Here is a 19,207-nt window from a genome sequence, read left to right as displayed (position 1 = left end):
CCGATCGAACGTGAGTGAGAACATGACCTCCCCCGAAGTACGCGTCCGATTCTGCCCGTCGCCGACGGGCACGCCCCATGTCGGCCTGATCCGCACCGCGTTGTTCAACTGGGCGTACGCACGTCATCACGGTGGGAAGTTCGTCTTCCGGATCGAGGACACCGACGCGGCCCGCGATTCCGAGGAGTCGTACGCGGCGATCCTCGACGCACTGCGCTGGCTCGGCCTGAGCTGGGACGAGGGCCCCGAGGTGGGCGGTCCGTACGAGCCGTACCGTCAGTCGCAGCGCAGGGATCTGCATCTCGACGTCGTGCGACAGTTGCTCGACGCCGGCGAGGCGTACGAGAGCTTCTCCACGCCCGAGGAAGTCGAGGCGCGGCACAAGGCGGCGGGCCGGGATCCGAAGCTGGGGTACGACAACTTCGACCGGGACCTCACCGCGGAGCAGAAGCAGGCTTTTCTCGACGAGGGGCGTAAACCTGTTGTGCGGCTTCGGATGCCGAGTCACGACCTGTCCTGGGTGGACCTCGTGCGCGGGGAAACCACCTTCAAGGCCGGTACCGTGCCGGACTTCGCGCTCACGCGCGGAAACGGAATCCCGTTGTACACGTTGGTCAATCCTGTCGACGACGCGTTGATGAAGATCACTCACGTCTTGCGCGGCGAGGATCTCCTGTCGTCGACGCCGCGGCAATTGGCGTTGTACGAAGCATTGGTCCGTATCGGGGTAGCGGAGAAGGCCCCCGAATTCGGTCACCTACCGTTCGTGATGGGTCAGGGCAACAAGAAGCTGTCCAAGCGCGATCCCGAGTCGAACCTGTTCATTCATCGCGACCGAGGGTTCGTGCCCGAGGGCCTGCTCAACTATCTCGCACTGCTCGGCTGGGGCATTTCCGACGACCACGACGTGTTCTCGCTCGACGAGATGGTGGCCGCGTTCGACATCTCCAAGGTCAACTCCAACCCCGCCCGATTCGATCAGAAGAAGGCAGACGCGATCAACGCCGAGCACATTCGGCTGTTGGAGCCGGCCGATTTCGCGGCGCGGCTCCGCGCGTTCCTGACCGCGCAGGGGCACCTGCCCGCCGAGATCGACGAGGCGCAGTTCGCCGTCGCGGCGGACCTGGTGCAAACACGCATCGTCGTGCTGTCGGATGCGTGGGGATTGCTGAAGTTTCTGTACGTGGACGACGCCGACTTCGAGATCGACCCCGCGGCGGCCGCGAAGAACCTCGGTGCCGATGCCGGCCCGGTGCTCGACGCAACGATCGCAGCGTTGACCGCCCTGCCGGACTGGCGGACGGCCGACCTCGAGGAGTCGCTGAAGTCGGCCCTCATCGACGGTCTGGAGCTCAAGCCGCGCAAGGCGTTCGCTCCGGTGCGCGTCGCGTTGACCGGTTCGCACATCAGCCCTCCGCTGTACGAGTCGATGGAACTGCTCGGACGCGAGAAGACACTGGCCCGGCTCGCCGCCGCGCGCGCCACGGTCGGCTGACCGTCATGACCCGGTGAGCATCACCACGCGGATGGACCGGATGCAGCGCAGACATCCGGTCCTGGGGTTTCCGCTTGCCGTGATCTACAAGTTCGTCGACGATCAGGGCGGCTACCTCGCTGCGTTGATCGCGTATTACGCCTTCGTGTCGTTGTTTCCGCTGCTGCTGCTCGCGTCGACGATTCTGGGAATCGTGCTGGCGGGCAATCCGGAGCTGCAGCAGCAGATCCTCGACTCCGCCCTCAGTCAGATCCCGATCATCGGACAGGACGTCGGTGAGCCCGAGCGGATCGGTGGGGGAACGCTCGGCTTGGTGGTGGGTGTGCTCGGTTCGCTCTACGGCGGTCTGGGGGTGGCCGTCGCGGTGCAGAACGCGATGAACACAGCCTGGGCCGTGCCGAAGAATCTCCGTCCCGATCCGATTTTCGCCCGAGTGCGTGGCCTGGCGTTGCTGAGCACGGTCGGTGTTGCCGTACTGGCGATCACGGCCGTCAACGTCGCGAGTTCGGCGGGATACTTCGGCCGAATCAGCGGCGTCGTCGTGCTCGTGGCCGTGCTGATGCTCAATGTTGTGGTCTTCGTCGTCGCATTCCGTCTGGCCACGGCGCGATCGCTGTCACTGACCGACGTGCTGCCCGGTGCGATAGTCGCCGGGGTGATATGGCAGCTGCTGCAGACGTTCGGAGGCGTCTACATCAAGTACGTCGTGTCGCGGGCGTCGGTCACCAACGGTGTGTTCGCTGTTGTCCTCGGCGTGCTTGCGTTCATGTACATCGCTGCGGTCCTCGTCGTCATCGCCGTGGAGATCAACGTAGTCAGAGTCGACAGGCTCTACCCGCGTGCGCTTCTCACCCCGTTCACCGACGACGTGCAGTTGACCGAAGGCGACAGGTTGACCTACACCGGACAGGCCGAGGCGCAACGGAGCAAGGGCTTCGAGGAGATCGAAGTGACGTTCGACGGCCCACGCGGTGACGACGAAAGCCGTACCGGTCAGCCTGGCTCCGCGTAGCATTCTCGGACGGCGAGATCCAGGGGAAATCGAACTGGCGTGTCCCCGAACAGAAGTCTCGTTGCCGTGTTCGAGGCCGCCACGACGTGGTCTGTCGCGCGCTCGGGATCCCGGGTGTGCACGACCACCTCGTCGTGTTGGAAGAACACCAGTTCGCCCGACCCTGGGTCTTCCGCCAGCCGGCGGCGCAGATCGGCCAGCAGACACAGGGCCCATTCCGACGCGGTGGCCTGTACGACGAAATTGCGGGTGAATCGTCCTCGCGCATGCGCGTCACCGTGGGTGTACCACTCCTGAGTCGGGGGAGGGCACGCGCGTCCGAGGTGCGAATGCACTACCTCTCCGCGCTCGCCCGCCCGGGCGGCGCGTTCCACGTATTCCACAGCGACGGGGAACCGCCTGCGCAGCATGGCAAGCAGCGAGCGGGCTTCGCCTGCTGTCGCCCCGTACAGGACTCCGAGAACGGCTACCTTGGCCTTGGCGCGGTCCCCGGCGAAAGCCGCGGCGGCGACCGGCGCGTAGAGATCGTCCGCTCCCGCTGCGTCCATCATGTTCGGGTCTCCGGACAGCGCCGCGAGAATCCGGGGCTCCAATTGTCCGGCGTCGGCGATGACGAGTACGTGTTCAGGGTCGGCGACGACGCTACCGCGAAGTGACTTGGGAATTTGGAGCGCGCCGCCACCCCGGCTGGCCCAGCGTCCGGACACGACACCGCCCGGTACGTAGACCGGACGAAACCGGTTGTCGCGCACCCAGGTGTCCGCCCACGACCATCCGTTGGTGCTGAACAGCTTGGCCAGGTCTCGATGCCGGAGCAGGAGAGCCACCGCGGGATGGTCGACGGCCCGGAGCACATGGGCGCGCGTCGAGGTCACCTCGACACCTGCTCGCGCGAACGCCGAGAGGACCTCGGGCGGTGAGTTCGGGTTCACGCGTCGGCCGAAGGCGTCGCTGATCTTGTCCTCCAGCGCGAGCATCTCGGCCGGCCTGTCGCCGTCGGCCGGGCGCGGACCGAGCGTTTCTCGGAGGTAGGCCTCGTGCATCGAGCTCGAGAACGGCAGTCCGGTGTAGGACATTTCGGCCGCGGCGAGTGCGCCCGCGGATTCGGCTGCTGTCAGCAGGCGTAGCCGACGCGAGTCTCCGATCCGAGATTCGTGGTCTCGATACCACTCGACGACGGAATCGACGGTGGGATAACGGTATGCGTCGAACAGGGTCGACTCGTCGTCCGTCACTGCGGCCTGAGGAACGTACAGCTCGCCCTGCCGCATTCGAAGCAATGCCTCGGTGAGCGACAGATCGTGACACCGGTCGACGCGTACCCCTGCCCGCAGCAGCGTCGGATAGGTGCGGGCCGTGCTTTCCCAGACCCAGCGCGGATGTCCGTCGGATTCGAGCCGAGCGATGGTGTCGGCTGCGTCGACGAGTTCGGTGGGTGGTCCCGCGGGTGTCCCGTCGTCGGCGAGCTCGACGAGCACCGTCGAGTTACTCGTCGGGGCCACGAGGACCCTCACCGGCTGCGGTTCGTTGTTCTCATCGAGGGAAAGTCTGCGCCAGCCGCTCGTCGATGGCTCGATCGGGGTTGTCCGACGGCGTCGTACCGTGCTTGCGGGCTGTTTGACCAGGCGATTTGGAGAAACACCGGTGTCCTTTGATAGTCTCTATCCCGGCTCGAAACGCGGTGCACACAGCAGCTGGTGTGGATCACGGTGAAGGTCATTGGGGTATGGTGTAATTGGCAACACAGCGGTTTCTGGTACCGCCATTCTAGGTTCGAGTCCTGGTACCCCAGCAAGCGTTCGGAAGCGATTTGGTCGCCGAGCGCGTTCCGGTTAAGCTTGTCGAGCTTCTTCGGAAGAGCAAGAATTTTTACCGGAAGTACACTGCAAGTTCCTGGCCCCGTCGTCTAGCGGCCTAGGACGCCGCCCTCTCAAGGCGGTAGCGCGGGTTCGAATCCCGTCGGGGCTACGTAGAAAATGGGCTCCCATCGTTCGCGATGGGAGCCCATTTTTTCTTTCGGTCGGTTACACGCTCTTACGACGGAACATCTTCTGGTGGTCGGCGGGTCCGTGGGCGTTGTTCACCTTGGACGTGCCGTCCTTGTGATCGACGGACTGCGTCGCACGGTGGTTCTTCTTGTCGAGCGCCTCGCGAAATTTCTTCTTCAGATCTTCGTTGGTCGGTTCGGTCATGATCGCTCCTCACGCAGGGATGCAGGCAACGTACCGCACCCGACGTTCGTGTTTCACTCGATTTTCGGCAGGAACTCCGCCGTCGTTCCCCCCGGAGGCATCGCCGGGAGGCCGAGTTTGCGGTGATCCCACGACCTGACCCTGTCGGACACGATCCGGACTGCGATGCGCTTGTTCATCATCTGGTCGACAAAGGGGCGTACTTCTTCGCTGTACGGTCCGGTGTATCGCTCCCAGACGCTGATTCCGACCTTGGTGATCGCGTCGGCGTCGTCGACGATCTCGGCCCGCCCCTCGATGGAGACTCCGCGCAACGCGTCGTACGTCAACCCGTCCTCGACGAGCACGGTGACCCGCGCATCTCGCCGAAGATTGACGGCTTTCTGCGATTTCGCTTTGGTCTCGAACCATATTTCGCCGTCGACGAGGGCGTACCACATCGCGACGAGGTGGGGCGTTCCGTCGCGGCCGATGGTCGCGAGGTTCGCGATTCGGCTTCTGTCCAGAAATGTCGCGATCTCGTCGTCGGTCATCGTTATCTGTGCGCGCTGGTTGATTCCCACGTTGTCTTCTCTATCAGAGGTAGTGCCGCGCCCGCGGTGCTTCCGGGCACGCGCGCGCTCAGAGCCTTTTGTGCAAGGCTTCGGCCGCGGCCAGGAGGTCGGCGGCCCATCGCACACCGGGACGGCGTCCGATCCTGTCGATCGGTCCCGAGACCGAGACTGCTGCAACGACATTGCCAGTAGCATCCCGCACGGGTGCCGCCACGCTGGCTACGCCGGGCTCGCGTTCCCCGGCGCTCTGCGCCCACCCGCGTCGCCGAACTTCGGCGAGGACTCGTTCGCCGAACTCGGCGTCGGGAAGGATTGCTCGTTGGGTGTTCGTATCGGCCCACGCCAGTAGAACTTTGGCGCCCGAGCCGGCTGTCATCGGAAGACGTGCACCGACGAGGACGGTGTCGCGAAGCCCGGTCGGAGGTTCCATCGACGCCACGCACACGCGAACCGTGCCATCGCGGCGAAAGACCTGGACGCTTTCTCCGGTGATCTCGCGGAGCCGGGGGAGGACCGACGCCGCGGCCTCGACCAGAGTGTCCGATGCGGTCGATGCGAGTTCGGCGAGGCCGGGGCCGGGGCGCCACAGGCCGTTGGAATCGCGCGCCAACAAGCGGTGAATCTCGAGCCCGACAGCCAGACGGTGCGCTGTCGCTCGCGGAAGGCCGGTGCGGCTGCACAGATCGTTCAACGTGCACGGCTCCTCCGCGACTGCGTACAGGACACCCATTGCTTTGTCGAGAACGCCGATGCCGCTATGCTGTCCCATAGGTCGATACTAGCGTCTCGCATTATGAGATTGCGATTCTGGGTCGCCTCACGGATCGGTCCGTCGGGGATTCGGGTCGCCGCGCTACGTCTCGGCACCGTACACGCGACGTGGACCAGCCCGTAGTCCACCGGCGCGACGCACACGAGGAATGGTTGGTGTTCTTATGGCCGGCACAGCACGCACCCTGGCGGAAAAGGTGTGGGATCAGCACGTAGTGGTTCGGGGCGGAGGCGAGGGCGCCTCGCGCGAGCCCGACCTGATCTTCATCGATCTCCACCTGGTCCACGAAGTCACCAGCCCTCAGGCATTCGACGGTCTACGGTTGGCGAATCGTCCACTGCGTCGGCCCGATCTGACGATCGCGACCGAGGATCACAATGTTCCCACCGCCGACATCTTTGCTCCGATCGCGGACGTCGTGTCGCGCACTCAGGTGGACACACTGCGGCGGAACTGCGAGGAATTCGGAGTTCGCCTGTACCCCATGGGTGACCTGGATCAGGGCATCGTCCACATCATCGGCCCGCAGTTGGGACTGACACAGCCGGGAATGACAGTGGTGTGCGGTGACAGTCACACCTCCACGCACGGTGCATTCGGATCCATCGCGATGGGAATCGGCACGAGTGAGGTCGAACACGTGATGGCGACGCAGACGCTGTCCCTTCGTCCGTTCAAGACGATGGCGATCACCGTCGACGGCGATCTGGCGCCTGGAGTGACGAGCAAGGATCTGATTCTCGCGGTCATCGCCAAGATCGGAACCGGTGGCGGCCAGGGGTACGTGCTCGAGTACCGCGGCGAGGCCATCAGGAAGTTGTCGATGGAAGCTCGAATGACCATCTGCAACATGTCGATCGAGGCCGGTGCGCGCGCCGGAATGATCGCCCCCGACGAGATCACCTACGAGTACATCAAGGGACGTCCCCATGCGCCGCAGGGCGAGGACTGGGATGCTGCGGTTGCAGCGTGGGAAGAATTGAAGACCGACCCCGACGCCGTGTTCGACAACGAAGTGCACATCGATGCGTCGACGCTCACGCCGTTCGTCACGTGGGGTACCAATCCCGGTCAGGGTGCGCCTCTGGGCGAGCGGGTGCCCGATCCCGCCGACATCGTCGACGAGAGCGAGAAGGTCGCTGCCGAGAAAGCCTTGCAGTACATGGGACTCGAGGCAGGCACACCGTTGCGTGAGGTGGCGGTGGACACGGTGTTCGTCGGTTCGTGCACCAACGGGCGGATCGAGGACCTGCGAGCCGTGGCCGAGGTCCTGGAAGGTCGGAAGGTCGCCGACAGCGTTCGGATGCTGATCGTTCCCGGGTCGATGCGCGTTCGTGCGCAGGCCGAGAAAGAGGGGCTGGGCGAGATTTTCACGGCTGCGGGAGCCGAGTGGCGTCAGGCCGGGTGCTCGATGTGTCTGGGAATGAACCCGGATCAGCTTGCCGTGGGGGAGCGGTCGGCATCGACCTCGAACCGAAACTTCGAAGGCCGTCAGGGTAAGGGAAGCCGGACCCACCTCGTCTCGCCTTTGGTGGCGGCTGCCACCGCGGTGCGCGGAACTCTCTCGTCGCCCGCCGATCTCGTGGACGCACCCAGCAGCCATTAGTTCCGGAGCCTGAACCGGCGTCGCCCGATCAAGTCTTTCCGAAACCTGTACTTCTTAGGAGATTTTTCGATGGAACCCTTTACCCGCCATAAAGGAATCGGCGTCCCACTGCGTCGCTCGAACGTGGACACGGATCAGATCATTCCTGCCGTGTATCTGAAACGTGTGACTCGCACCGGGTTCGAGGACGGTCTGTTCTCGGCATGGCGCAATGATCCGGAGTTCGTGCTCAACGTTTCCCCGTACGACAAGGGCTCGGTTCTGGTTGCCGGCCCCGACTTCGGAACTGGGTCCTCCCGCGAGCACGCGGTGTGGGCGCTATCGGACTTCGGATTTCGGGTCGTGATCGCGTCTCGGTTCGCCGATATCTTCCGCGGCAACGCAGGCAAGGCCGGTCTGCTCGCCGCCGAAGTCGACCAAAGTGACGTCGAATTGATCTGGAAAGTGCTCGAAGAGCAGCCGGGATTGGAAATTCTCGTCGACCTGGAATCGAAGACGGTGACCGCTGGAACCTTGGTGGTGCGCTTCGCCATTGACGACTACACGAGATGGCGTCTGCTCGAAGGTCTTGACGACATCGGATTGACGTTACGCCAGGTAGAGGCCATTGCCGAGTATGAAAAGGCAAGGCCTTCATGGAAACCGACAACCCTCCCGGCGCGCATCGAGGAGCCGTCCGAAGGGTAGCGAAAACGGCCTTCGACACGCATTGAGCCCGTGAATCATTCCGCCACGCCGGATGAGAATTGGCGTGGCTCATAGACTCTTGACGCCTTGGGGTTTACCGTTGTAGTAGTCGGTCCGACGATGGGCCACAATATTGCGGAGGAAATCCATGAACAAGGCAGAGCTGATTGACGCCCTGACCGAGAAGTTGGGGTCTGACAGGAGGAGCGCCACAGAGGCTGTCGAGAACATCGTCGACACCATCGTGCGCGCGGTTCACCGTGGCGAGAGCGTGACCATCACCGGATTCGGTGTGTTCGAGCAGCGTCGTCGCGCAGCGCGCGTGGCCCGTAACCCGCGCACCGGCGAGACTGTCCGTGTCAAGCCGACCAACGTCCCGGCATTCCGCCCGGGTGCTCAGTTCAAGGCAGTCATCGCCGGTGGACAGAAGCTCCCCGCCACCGGACCCGCCGTCAAGCGTGGCTCGGCGTCCGCGCCCGCCAAGAAGACTGCGGCAGCAAAGAAGACCGCGGCCAAGAAGGCAGCCGTCAAGACCACTGCTCGCAAGACGACCGCCGCCGCCAAGAAGGCAGCTCCGGCCAAGACGACTGCTCGGAAGGCAGCCGCTCCCGCCAAGAAGGCAGCTCCGGCCAAGACGACTGCTCGCAAGACCACTGCTGCGGCCAAGAAGGCTCCGGCCAAGACCGCTGCGAAGAAGACCACCACCGCGGCAGCAGCCAAGAAGGCTCCGGCCAAGACTGCAGCGAAGAAGACCACCGCTGCAGCAGCCAAGAAGGCTCCGGCGAAGACTGCAGCAAAGAAGACCGCGGCCAAGAAGGCTCCGGCAAAGCGCACCGCACGCAAGTAATCTCGCGCAGCAGAAATCTTGCAGATCGGTGAGGGCCCCGGACGTACGACACGTCCGGGGCCCTCGTCGTGCACTGTCGACCGTCCGTGAAACATCAGCCGTCCGCGAAACATCAGCCGTCGGCGAAACATCAGCCGTCGGCGAAACATCAGCCGTCGGCGAAACATCAGCCGTCGGCGAAACATCAGCCGTCCGCGAACATCAACTGTCGGCGAACATCAGCCGTCCGCAGGAATGACCGGGAGCGGACTCGCGAGGTGATCCGCGGCGATCATGGTGCCGTCGTGGAACGACAGAACCCACACACTGCCCTTGCGATTACGGTTGGGCGGTAGTGCAACACCGTCCCTGTCCGCCCACCACTGCAGCAGATCCGGGATGACTTTTCCTTGGCTGCAGATGGTACGGACGCCACCGAGAGCGGAGATGGCGACCGCGCGGCGGCGAGCTTCGTGTCGCTCGGCCCAGTAGCCCTCCTCGGACAGCAGCGGCTCCAGCGTTATCTGCTCTCCCTTCTCGTCCGCCGAGGGTTGAATCGTCGATACACAACGTCGACGATTCGCGGCGTGGAACTTGTCGGCCCCGAACGCGGACAACAACGGCACGAGCGCTGCTGCCTGTGTCTCGCCGACGGCATCGAGCGGGCGAAGTGCATCGTCTCCTCGATATCGTGATCGTCGACCGGCTTTGGCATGACGAACCAGCAGCACGGTGTCGGTGTCCGCCGGCTGCTTGAGGAAACGACGAAGGATCTTGTGATCCATCGGGTACGACAACTGGTCCGCCGCCTCGGACGGGGTGACCCAGCGAAGTTCGTCGACCTCGGAGTTCGGTTCGAACTCGCCTCCGATGGCTTCGGCCGCCCAGTAGTCCACCTTCTTCAACTTGCGGTGACCGGGAATGGGGTAGGTGACCTTCGAGAGGTAGCGACCGAGGCGTACGTCGAATCCGGTCTCCTCCGCCACTTCTCGCACCGCTGCACCGACCGTCGTCTCACCCGGGTCGAGCTTGCCCTTGGGGAACGACCAGTCGTCGTACTTGGGACGGTGGACCAGTGCGACGGAGATCTCGCCGGCGCGGTTGGGTGTGTGACGCCACAGAACCGCACCCGCAGCGAAGATGTTGGCGCGCAACGAGTTGTCGGAACCCGACATCAGGAGCCTTGATTCCGCCGGCGTCGCATGGATTCCACCTGGTGCTCGCGGACGGTCTCGCCCTGTGCCGGAGACGCTGCCCATCCGCCGTCGGGGCGGAGGATCCAGCATCGTGTCGTCGGGTCGAGAGCCGATTCGAAGATCTCGTTCAGCTGACCGGTGAGGCGTGGATCCTTGACCTGAGCCATCACTTCCACCCGTCGATCGAGATTGCGATGCATCATGTCCGCACTGCCGATCCAGAACTCGTCGGAACCACGGAAATGCAGGACACGCGAGTGTTCGAGGAATCGACCGAGAATGGAACGGACCTCGATGTTCTCGCTGAGCCCCGGTACTCCCGGCTTGAGCGCACAAATCCCTCGGACGACGACGTGCACGGGGACACCGGCCGCCGACGCTCGATACAACGCGTCGATCACCTGCTCGTCGACCAAGGCGTTGGCCTTCAGCCTGATTCCGGAGTCACGTCCGTTGCGGTGGTGCTCCACCTCCGCTTCGATTCGCTCGATGATTCCACGGCGAACCCCGTACGGTGCGACGAGAAGGTTGCGGTAACTGGTCTTCCGCGAGTAGCCCGTCAACGAATTGAACAGATCCGTCAGGTCGGCGCCGATCTCCGGAGAGGAGGTCAACAAGCCGACGTCCTCGTAGATCCGGGCAGTCTTCGGATTGTAGTTTCCGGTTCCGATGTGGCAGTAGCGACGAATGACCGAGCCTTCGCGCCGCACCACGAGGCACGTCTTGCAGTGAGTCTTCAGGCCCACGAGACCGTAGACGACGTGGACACCCGCCTTTTCGAGCTTGCGCGCCCATTCGATGTTCGCCTGCTCGTCGAATCGGGCCTTGATCTCCACCAGCGCGACGACCTGCTTGCCCGCACCCGCGGCGTCGACCAGAGCGTTGACGATCGGCGAATCACCGGATGTGCGATACAGAGTCTGCTTGATCGCCAGGACCTGAGGGTCGGCCGCGGCCTGCTCGATGAAGCGCTGAACACTGGTGGAGAACGAATCGTACGGGTGATGCACCAGCACGTCGCCGTCGCGCAGCGTGGAGAACACGCTCTTCGGAGTCTCGCGCTCGCCGAACGCGGGGTGCGTCGCCGGAACGAACGGTGCGTCCTTCAAATTGGGCCGATCCACGCCGTACACCTGCCACAGGCAGGACAGGTCGAGCAGGCCCGGCACCTGAATCACGTCGCCGGGGTCGACGTCGAGTTCGCGCAGCAGGAGTTCGAGCATGTGCTCGGTCATGTCGTCGGCGATCTCGAGGCGCACCGGCGAGCCGAACCGACGACGAGCCAACTCGCGTTCCAGTGCTTGGAGCAGATCCTCGTCGCGATCTTCTTCGACCTCGAAATCCGCGTTGCGCGTGATGCGGAACGCGTGACTCTCCACCACGTCCATGCCAGGGAAGAGAACGTCGAGGTGAGCGGAGATGACCTCTTCCATGGACAGGAAGGCGTCCACGCTCTGGCCACCGTCGCCGCGTCGAACGCGTACGAAGCGGTCCACGTTGTCGGGGACCTTGACGCGCGCGAAGTGTTCACCCGACGTTGCGTAATCCTTCACCGTGACAGCCAGATTGAGACTCAGGCCGCTGATGTAGGGGAACGGGTGCGCAGGGTCGACGGCCAGCGGTGTGAGGACGGGGAAGACCTGCTCGTGGAAGTACGTGGACAGGCGTTCGCGCTCGTTCGCGTCGAGGTCGGACCAGCGGATGATCTCGATCCCCACCGATGTGAGTTCCGGCAGGATCGAATCGAGAAGGACACGCGCATGCCGGCGCGCCAGTTCCTGAGTGCGTTCACCGATGAGCGCCAGTTGCTCGCGAGGAGTGAGGCCGTCGGCGGAACGGACGGACAAGCCCGTCTCGTCGCGACGCTTGAGCCCCGCAACACGAACCATGTAGAACTCGTCGAGGTTCGACGCGAAGATCGCCAAGAACTTCGCGCGCTCCAGCAACGGAAGGGACGAATCCTCGGCGAGAGCGAGAACACGCGAATTGAAGTCAAGCCAACTCAATTCGCGGTTGAGATAACGGTTTTCGGGAAGCGAATCCTTCGCGTTCGGGGCATGCGGCTCGGTAGCCGCGGGCAACGCCGCCGGGCTGCCCGCCGGCGAGGTCGCCGGCGGCGGAACGACCGGGCGCTCCTCGGCACCGGATGGTTGCCCTGAGGGGGAGGCTGCGTCGGTCTCGGTTTCGCTTTTGCTCACAGCTCGATCATCCCCTATTGCGGTGTCGGGTGAAACTCGGATCGGCGAATCTCGTGGAAGGAACGAGCGGCCGACGAATCTAGTTCCACCCGAGCGAACGCAGTACCTCACCGGTCGCAGGACCGACACCGAGCCGGTGCGCGTCACGGACGTCGTCGATCGTGTCGACGTCGAGTCGAAGCCCCGGCCACACCCCGGTCAGATCGAACGCACCCGATTCCAGATGTCTCTTCGCGGACGCCGGACCGAACAGCGGACTGAAATCGGCCGCGGCACCGTCGACGATCAGCGCGGCGGTTCCGGTGCCGTGGTGGTCGCTGACCACGGACCGGGAATGACCCGAGGACAAACGGTATGCCTCGGCGAGCTCGGACGTGCGCAAGGCAGGCAGATCGGCCTGCAGGGCGATGATGTCGTCCTTCCCCTCCTGTCGTACCAGCGAAGCGGCTGCCTCGAACGCGGAGTTGAGTCGTGCCACCGAATCGAGCGGGTCCTGGTCGCAGGGTTCACCGACGACACGGGCGCCGAGGCTCCGAGCGGCACCGGCGATCGACGGATCGGGAGTGACCACGGTGACGGCAGCGACCTGATCGACTGCCCTGGCTGCGACGACGGTGTCTCGGAACATCGCAACGACCAGACGGGCGCGGTCGTCGTCGGCGAAAGCATCGGCCAAGCGGGTCTTGGCTGCGGCCAGGTCCTTGACTGCAATCACCACGTGCGCACTACTCATGGCCTCGATCCTGCCAGCGTCACCCGCAACGAGGCCGTTCGACCTCTCCCGCGCGATCGAACTACGCGGGCAATCACCGGACGTTAGTGTGAGGCGGCGGCGCGCGCGGGCCGCACGAGTGTGATCGAGACGTTCCGATACGGATCAAGAAGGTGGCCAGCGATGACGAGAGCAGCGGTACTCGGTTCAGGGTCCTGGGGGACTGCGTACGCGAAGGTGCTGGCCGACGCTGGAACCGACGTGACGATGTGGGCCAGACGCCCCGAACTCGCAGACGCGATCGCGTCCGAACACGTCAACTCCGACTATCTCCCCGGCATCACGCTCCCCGAGAACATCACTGCAACCAGTGATCCCGGGCGGGCGCTCGACGGTGCCGACATCGTGGTTCTCGCCGTGCCATCGCAGTCGTTGCGTGCCAACCTCCAGGACTGGACGGACGCGATACCCGCCCAGTCGACGTTGCTCTCTCTGGCCAAGGGAATCGAGACGGGCACCCTTCTTCGAATGAGTCAGGTCATCGCGCAAGTCACGGGAGCGGATCCCAGTCGCATCGCGTCGCTGTCCGGGCCGAACCTCGCACGCCCCATCGCGGAGGGTCAACCTGCTGCGACCGTCATCGCATGCTCGGACTCGCGCCGTGCCCTCGAAGTTCAGAAGGCATGTGCCACCGGCTATTTCCGTCCCTACACCAACACCGACGTCATCGGATGCGAAATCGGCGGCGCGTGCAAGAACGTCATCGCACTTGCCTGTGGCATGGCCAGCGGAGTCGGGTACGGCGAGAACACGCTGGCCTCGATCATGACGAGGGGCCTCGCGGAGATCATCAGGCTCGGAACCGCGCTGGGCGCGAAACCCGCAACACTCGCCGGGCTCGCGGGGGTCGGCGACCTCGTCGCGACGTGCTCGTCGACTCTGTCGCGGAACCGCACCTTCGGTGAGCGGCTCGGCGCGGGCGGGTCGATGGAGAGCGCTCAGGAGGCTGCACACGGTCAGGTGGCCGAGGGCGTCAAATCGTGTACATCGGTGCGCGCGCTCGCCGAGAGTTACGACGTCGAGATGCCGCTGACCGACGCCGTTCACCGTGTGTGCCATGCGGGACTGTCCGTTCCCGACGCCGTCGGTCATCTGCTCGGACGTCGAATCAAGCCCGAATAGCGCGTAAAGCACGTGAGGGTCGGCGCACTGAAATGCGCGGACGGTACGGTGGATGACCGTGAGTCAAACGCGTACCAGAGTCGCCGTGGTGTTCGGCGGACGAAGCAACGAGCACGCGGTGTCCTGCGTCTCCGCAGGAAGTGTCCTCCGGCACATCGATCGGGAGCGCTACGACGTGGTGCCCGTCGGAATCACGTCGGAGGGGTCCTGGGTTCTCGGTCCGTCCGACCTCGAAGAACTGGCCATTCACGGCCGGGTGCTCCCGAGCGTGGATCGGAATTCGCGCGCGCTCGCTCTGTCCACGGATCCTTCGCGCGCAGGCGACCTGCTCTCCCTCGACGCCGACGACGCCGGAGCCGTGCTGTCGTCGGTGGACGTGGTGTTCCCACTTCTCCACGGCGCTTACGGCGAGGACGGCACCATCCAGGGCCTTCTCGAACTCGCCGGAGTTCCGTACGTCGGCCCCGGTGTGCTCGCGAGCGCAGCAGGGATGGACAAGGAATTCACCAAGAAACTACTGGCGGCCGACGGACTGCCCGTCGGACGGCAGATCGTGCTTCGGCGAGGCGACGACACCGCCACTCCCGATCAGCGTGACTACATCGGGCTGCCTGCGTTCGTGAAGCCCGCCCGCGGCGGCTCGTCGATCGGCATCACGCGAATCACTTCCTGGGATCAACTTTCCGACGCGATCGCCCACGCCCGCTCCCACGACCCGAAGGTGATCGTGGAAGGCGCCATCACCGGCCGCGAGGTCGAATGCGGAGTTCTCGAATTTCCCGACGGCACCGTGCGCGCGAGTGTGGTCGCCGAGATCCGGTTGCCGGACGCACCGGCCGACGATCATTCGTTCTACGACTTCGACAGCAAGTACCTCGACGATGTGTGCGAATTCGACGTCCCCGCAGTGCTTTCCGAGGAGACGAGCAACGAGATCCGCCGGATCGCCGTGGACTCGTTCCGCGCGCTCGACTGCCAAGGGCTCGCGCGCGTCGACCTCTTCGTCACCGACGACGGGCCGGTCATCAACGAGATCAACACCATGCCCGGATTCACGTCGATATCGATGTTCCCCAAGATGTGGGGCGCCACCGGGCTGGACTACACGGCGTTGATCGACACGCTCATCGAGACAGCGCAGGCCCGAGGAACGGGCCTGCGCTGACGATCGCGATCCGAAGCGTCACTCACTTGAGCGGCGCCGGGTCCAGCGGCGTCTGAGGCAAGGCCGAGGAAATCGCGTCCGACGCATCCTGGAGCGGCGTCGGTCCCGAACCGCCGGGAACCGTCAGTGCCACGTACACCGGACGGTCGACGGTGTACCACGTGCTGGCATCCAGACCGGAGTCCGCACCGGAGACCTCGAACCACTGCACCCCGTTGATCACCTGCAACGACGACGCCACGTCGAATCCGAGCGGGCGGGGGAGTCCGCACCGCATCACGATGGGCTCGGACACGTCGTCGTCCGGTGCCCATGCTCTGGCACCGACCGGTGCCGGATCGACCAGCTCGGCGCGGGCGTACTCGCCCAGCGAATCGGGGAGAGCGTCGAGCACCGCGGTGCACTCGGCGCTCTCGGCGGACGGGGCGTCGACCGGCCCCAATGCTTCCGGCGGACGCGTCGACGTCCCGGACACGGTCACGGCCACGACGATCACGCCGATGAGCAGAGCGACCGGTAGCGCAACGGCGGTCGCGATCACGGCAGGATGGCGTCGCTGCTCGGTCGGTTCGGCGTCCGAGGAGACGGGTTCGGTCGAATTCGGGTCGCTGGTCATCGCTTCGAGTGTGACTGCCGGACGGTGCGCGTGTTCAGGCGGGGGTGTCCGCGATCTGGCAGGTCAGTGTCCGCGTGATCGCGTCGGTCTTCTGGATCTCGCCGACGACGACTCCGAGCGTGCTGTCGTTCTCGGCTGCGACACGAACCACGACGTCGTACGGGCCGAGAACGGCCTCCGCGGACTCGACCCCGCGGACGTCGCGAAGCGCAGCCGCCACAAGAGCCGAACGTCCCACTTCGGTCTGTACCAGGATGAAGGCGTGCACCATGGTCGGCCCTTTCCTTTTCGTCCCCGCCGCACCCGAAGGTAAGGTCGGATGAATCACATTGCGTGCATTCCAGCCGGAGCATGCGGTCCTGTCCTGGACGCTCACCGGTCGGTAAGAAGGTACCGCAGTGTCGAACCGTGCTCCGCGCAGACGGAAAAGAGGAAGACGATCGACTCCCGTACCGAACCCGGCGCCCCCGGTTCGACTGTTGCCGATGTCGGTGAATTCGGCGTCATCGACCGCATCACCTCCGGGTGGGCGCAGTCCTCGTACACCGTCCTCGGCCCGGGCGACGACGCCGCGATCGTCACCGCGAGCGACGGCCGAGTCGTCGCGGCGACGGACATGCTGGTCGAGGGCAGGCACTTTCGGCTCGACTGGTCCTCGCCGGAGGACGTCGGACGTAAAGCCATTGCCCAGAATGCGGCCGACATCGCAGCGATGGGCGCACGATGCACCGGCTTTCTCGTTGCTCTGGGATGCCCATCCGACACCGACGTCCATGTGGTGGACGGCCTCTACCGTGGCTTGTGGGCCGAGGCGCAGCGCGCGGGTGCATCGATCATCGGTGGCGATCTCGTTCGAACGGACAATGTGGTGATATCCATCACGGCGCTCGGCGATCTGGAAGGTCGGTCGGCTGTGCTGCGGTCCGGCGCATCAGTCGGCGACGTCGTCGCCGTCGTCGGCGATCTCGGTCGGTCGGCGGCCGGACTGGATGTGATCCGCGCCGGAATATCGGGGCACGACGGTCTCGTGTCGTCGCACCGAGTGCCCACTCCCGACTACGAGCAGGGTCGGACGGCTGCACTCGCCGGCGCCACCTCGCTCACCGACATCTCCGACGGACTCGTCGCGGACCTCGGGCATGTCGCCGCGGCATCGTCGGTCACCATGGATCTGGATGCGCACGCGCTCGACATCGGCGCCGATCTTCGTTCCGCCGCACAAGAACTGGGGGCGTCGGCGCTGGCGTGGGTGCTCGGCGGCGGTGAGGATCACGCGCTCGCGGCCACGTTCGCCGACGCCGTGACCGTGCCGGACGGCTGGACGGTGATCGGGCGCGTCGGTGCGGAACCGTCCGACGGCTCGGCCGCCCAGCGCGTCTCCGTCGACGGGGTACCGTTCGCCGGTATCGCAGGATGGTCGAGCTTCGGTGCCTGACCCCGTCGTCGACGGACACCGCAGGGACTCACGAGAACAGGAGATGTCGATGACAGCACGGCCACTCGAGGACCTCGTCGACCCGGGATGGGCGGCAGCGCTGGATCCGGTGCGGGACGACATCGCCCGCATGGGGCAGTGGCTCCGAGACGAAATGGACGCCGGCCGTTCGTACTTGCCGTCCGGGGAGAACGTTCTGCGGGCTTTCGCTCGACCCTTCGACCGCGTCCGTGTCTTGATCGTCGGTCAGGATCCGTATCCGACGCCCGGGCATGCGGTCGGGCTCAGCTTCTCGGTTTCGCCTGATGTACGGCCGGTACCGCGTAGTCTCGCCAACATTTTCAAGGAGTACTCGGAGGATCTGGGTCTACCCATTCCCTCCAGTGGTGATCTGTCGCCCTGGGCGGATCAGGGAGTGCTGTTGCTCAACCGTGTGCTGACGGTCGAGCCGGGTGCCGCGGCGTCGCATCGCCGCAAAGGCTGGGAACCGGTGACGGAGCAGGCAATTCGAGCGCTGGTGGAACGGGAGGAGAAGGACGACTCGGCCGGACTGGTGGCGATCCTGTGGGGCCGAGATGCGGCGACGCTGAAGCCGATGCTGGGCCGGACGCCCGTCGTCGAATCGGTGCATCCGTCTCCGCTGTCTGCTTCCCGAGGGTTCTTCGGCTCGAAGCCCTTCAGCCGAGTGAACGAGATACTCGTCGCAGCCGGACACGAGCCGATCGACTGGGCGCTGCCGTGACGGTGTTCTGCCTCAGCTGAAGTCGGGGCGGCGCTTCTCCACGAACGCGTCCACACCTTCTCGTCCCGTCGGTGCGTCGGCGGCAGCCGAAATCGATGCGGCTTCGGCTTCCAGTTGCTCCGCGAGAGTGTTGGTTTCGGAGTTCTGGAGCAATGCTTTGGTTCCGCGGAACGCCTGGGTAGGCCCGGCCGCGAGGGTTCGTGCAAGACGCTCGGCTTCGCTTCCGATGATGTCGTCACCCACGAGCCGGCTGAGGATCCCGAGGCGAACTGCCTCCTCGCCGTTGAGGATCGCATCGTTCAGCAGAATGTCGCGTGCTCGTGCCGGGCCGACGATGCGAGGAAGCGTCCAGGTCAATCCGCCGTCGGGAGTGAACCCGATGCCGGGGTAGGCGGGACGGAGTTTGGTGGCGCGGCCCCCGATGGCCACGTCGGCGTGGCACACCAGGCTCATACCTGCGCCTGCCGCCCAGCCTTGCACTCCGGCCACCACCGGCACGGTGGCGGCGGCGAGTTCGAGCACGAAACGGTGGAACGCGTCGGCGACGGTGCGCACGTACGCGCCGCGCTCGGGTGCGGAAGCGAATGCACGGACGTTCCCACCCGCGCAGAAATTCTTCCCGGAGCCGACGAGAAGGACGCTCCCCGCAGCAAGCTCACCGGAGTTGAGAGCATGCAGTGCGTCCGCACCGGCAACCATGGCGTTGCCGTCCAGGGAGGTGCCTGCAGCGTCCGTCGCCACGGTGATGTGCAGTACGCCGTCGAGTAGTTCCACGTAGCCGGTACTTTCGGTTTCGATCACGCTTCGCACTGTAACG

Annotated in this window: 19 protein-coding genes and 2 tRNA genes; 11 read left to right on the top strand and 10 right to left on the bottom strand. The window is 64.9% G+C overall.

Translation table 11 applies throughout. The features are described 5' to 3' along the window. Positions 1 to 22 precede the first annotated feature (22 nt). Both gltX and CH293_RS25750 read left to right on the top strand, forming a co-directional pair. Positions 23 to 1,495, top strand: a complete 1,473-nt coding sequence (gltX, locus tag CH293_RS25755) for a glutamate--tRNA ligase (protein WP_037111368.1) — start codon at positions 23 to 25, stop codon at positions 1,493 to 1,495. Between the two features lie 31 nt (positions 1,496 to 1,526). After that, positions 1,527 to 2,507, top strand: coding sequence for a YihY/virulence factor BrkB family protein (locus CH293_RS25750; protein ID WP_037111565.1), 981 nt, complete (start codon positions 1,527 to 1,529; stop codon positions 2,505 to 2,507). Here CH293_RS25750 and CH293_RS25745 read toward each other — a convergent pair. After that, complete coding sequence (locus CH293_RS25745) at positions 2,489 to 4,084, bottom strand: bifunctional 3'-5' exonuclease/DNA polymerase (protein ID WP_094721845.1); 1,596 nt, start codon at positions 4,082 to 4,084, stop codon at positions 2,489 to 2,491. The genes CH293_RS25750 and CH293_RS25745 overlap by 19 nt on opposite strands. A 143-nt stretch (positions 4,085 to 4,227) precedes the next feature. Between CH293_RS25745 and CH293_RS25740 the strand changes: the two genes are divergently transcribed. Next, positions 4,228 to 4,299: transfer RNA gene (locus CH293_RS25740), tRNA-Gln, on the top strand. A 103-nt stretch (positions 4,300 to 4,402) separates the two neighbouring features. Beyond that, positions 4,403 to 4,475, top strand: a tRNA-Glu gene (locus CH293_RS25735). Positions 4,476 to 4,531: 56 nt separating this feature from the next. On the opposite strand, the gene CH293_RS28310 is transcribed toward CH293_RS25735, so the two are convergent. The 3 genes from CH293_RS28310 to CH293_RS25725 are packed head-to-tail and all read right to left on the bottom strand — an operon-like array spanning position 4,532 to position 6,022. Further along, on the bottom strand, positions 4,532 to 4,699 hold the full coding sequence (locus CH293_RS28310; RefSeq protein ID WP_170945355.1) for a DUF5302 domain-containing protein: 168 nt from the start codon (positions 4,697 to 4,699) through the stop codon (positions 4,532 to 4,534). A 53-nt stretch (positions 4,700 to 4,752) separates the two neighbouring features. Next, positions 4,753 to 5,262, bottom strand: coding sequence for a pyridoxamine 5'-phosphate oxidase family protein (locus CH293_RS25730; protein WP_094721844.1), 510 nt, complete (start codon positions 5,260 to 5,262; stop codon positions 4,753 to 4,755). 58 nt (positions 5,263 to 5,320) lie between these two features. Further along, positions 5,321 to 6,022: an IclR family transcriptional regulator gene (locus tag CH293_RS25725; protein ID WP_037111371.1), complete on the bottom strand. Its 702-nt coding sequence runs from the start codon at positions 6,020 to 6,022 to the stop codon at positions 5,321 to 5,323. Between the two features lie 166 nt (positions 6,023 to 6,188). Here CH293_RS25725 and leuC point away from each other — a divergent pair, with 166 nt between their 5' ends. The 3 genes from leuC to CH293_RS25710 all read left to right on the top strand — a co-directional run bounded on the left by leuC (position 6,189) and on the right by CH293_RS25710 (position 9,165). Then, positions 6,189 to 7,631, top strand: coding sequence for a 3-isopropylmalate dehydratase large subunit (leuC, locus tag CH293_RS25720; protein ID WP_037111372.1), 1,443 nt, complete (start codon positions 6,189 to 6,191; stop codon positions 7,629 to 7,631). A 69-nt stretch (positions 7,632 to 7,700) separates the two neighbouring features. Continuing rightward, positions 7,701 to 8,318: a 3-isopropylmalate dehydratase small subunit gene (leuD, locus tag CH293_RS25715; RefSeq protein ID WP_037111373.1), complete on the top strand. Its 618-nt coding sequence runs from the start codon at positions 7,701 to 7,703 to the stop codon at positions 8,316 to 8,318. Between the two features lie 148 nt (positions 8,319 to 8,466). Continuing rightward, the gene (locus tag CH293_RS25710; RefSeq protein ID WP_019664298.1) at positions 8,467 to 9,165 is read left to right on the top strand and encodes an HU family DNA-binding protein; all 699 of its coding nucleotides are present in this window, start codon (positions 8,467 to 8,469) and stop codon (positions 9,163 to 9,165) included. Positions 9,166 to 9,383: 218 nt separating this feature from the next. Here CH293_RS25710 and CH293_RS25705 read toward each other — a convergent pair whose 3' ends face one another. The 3 genes from CH293_RS25705 to cofC form a co-directional block, all read right to left on the bottom strand. Then, positions 9,384 to 10,319, bottom strand: coding sequence for an NUDIX hydrolase (locus CH293_RS25705; RefSeq protein WP_037111375.1), 936 nt, complete (start codon positions 10,317 to 10,319; stop codon positions 9,384 to 9,386). Next, complete coding sequence (locus tag CH293_RS25700; protein ID WP_241483840.1) at positions 10,319 to 12,421, bottom strand: RNA degradosome polyphosphate kinase; 2,103 nt, start codon at positions 12,419 to 12,421, stop codon at positions 10,319 to 10,321. The genes CH293_RS25705 and CH293_RS25700 overlap by 1 nt, the downstream gene beginning before the upstream one ends. A gap of 196 nt (positions 12,422 to 12,617) precedes the next feature. Beyond that, a complete protein-coding gene (gene cofC, locus CH293_RS25695; protein ID WP_255122978.1) occupies positions 12,618 to 13,271 on the bottom strand; it encodes a 2-phospho-L-lactate guanylyltransferase in 654 nt (217 codons plus the stop codon). Between the two features lie 162 nt (positions 13,272 to 13,433). Here cofC and CH293_RS25690 point away from each other — a divergent pair, with 162 nt between their 5' ends. Together CH293_RS25690 and CH293_RS25685 are read left to right on the top strand one after the other, a co-directional pair. Further along, positions 13,434 to 14,432 carry an NAD(P)H-dependent glycerol-3-phosphate dehydrogenase gene (locus tag CH293_RS25690; RefSeq protein ID WP_037111377.1) on the top strand — a complete coding sequence of 333 codons (999 nt, stop codon included), beginning with the start codon at positions 13,434 to 13,436 and terminating at the stop codon, positions 14,430 to 14,432. Between the two features lie 58 nt (positions 14,433 to 14,490). After that, positions 14,491 to 15,597, top strand: a complete 1,107-nt coding sequence (locus tag CH293_RS25685; RefSeq protein ID WP_275041286.1) for a D-alanine--D-alanine ligase family protein — start codon at positions 14,491 to 14,493, stop codon at positions 15,595 to 15,597. Positions 15,598 to 15,619: 22 nt separating this feature from the next. Here the strand turns inward: CH293_RS25685 and CH293_RS25680 are convergent, their stop codons facing one another. Beyond that, positions 15,620 to 16,213: a DUF3515 domain-containing protein gene (locus tag CH293_RS25680; RefSeq protein ID WP_094721842.1), complete on the bottom strand. Its 594-nt coding sequence runs from the start codon at positions 16,211 to 16,213 to the stop codon at positions 15,620 to 15,622. Positions 16,214 to 16,247: 34 nt separating this feature from the next. Continuing rightward, positions 16,248 to 16,484 (bottom strand): Lrp/AsnC ligand binding domain-containing protein, encoded by a 237-nt coding sequence (locus CH293_RS25675; RefSeq protein ID WP_094721841.1) that lies wholly within the window; start codon positions 16,482 to 16,484, stop codon positions 16,248 to 16,250. A gap of 48 nt (positions 16,485 to 16,532) precedes the next feature. Here CH293_RS25675 and CH293_RS25670 point away from each other — a divergent pair, with 48 nt between their 5' ends. Both CH293_RS25670 and CH293_RS25665 read left to right on the top strand, forming a co-directional pair. Beyond that, complete coding sequence (locus CH293_RS25670; RefSeq protein WP_094721840.1) at positions 16,533 to 17,648, top strand: thiamine-phosphate kinase; 1,116 nt, start codon at positions 16,533 to 16,535, stop codon at positions 17,646 to 17,648. Positions 17,649 to 17,697: 49 nt separating this feature from the next. After that, on the top strand, positions 17,698 to 18,390 hold the full coding sequence (locus CH293_RS25665) for a uracil-DNA glycosylase (RefSeq protein ID WP_037111567.1): 693 nt from the start codon (positions 17,698 to 17,700) through the stop codon (positions 18,388 to 18,390). Between the two features lie 12 nt (positions 18,391 to 18,402). Here CH293_RS25665 and CH293_RS25660 read toward each other — a convergent pair whose 3' ends face one another. After that, positions 18,403 to 19,164, bottom strand: coding sequence for an enoyl-CoA hydratase-related protein (locus CH293_RS25660; protein WP_037111568.1), 762 nt, complete (start codon positions 19,162 to 19,164; stop codon positions 18,403 to 18,405). Positions 19,165 to 19,207 lie beyond the last annotated feature (43 nt).

This window comes from Rhodococcus sp. 14-2470-1b (assembly GCF_002259415.1).
Lineage (GTDB): Bacteria > Actinomycetota > Actinomycetes > Mycobacteriales > Mycobacteriaceae > Rhodococcoides.
This window is presented reverse-complemented; position numbering and strand designations above follow the sequence as displayed.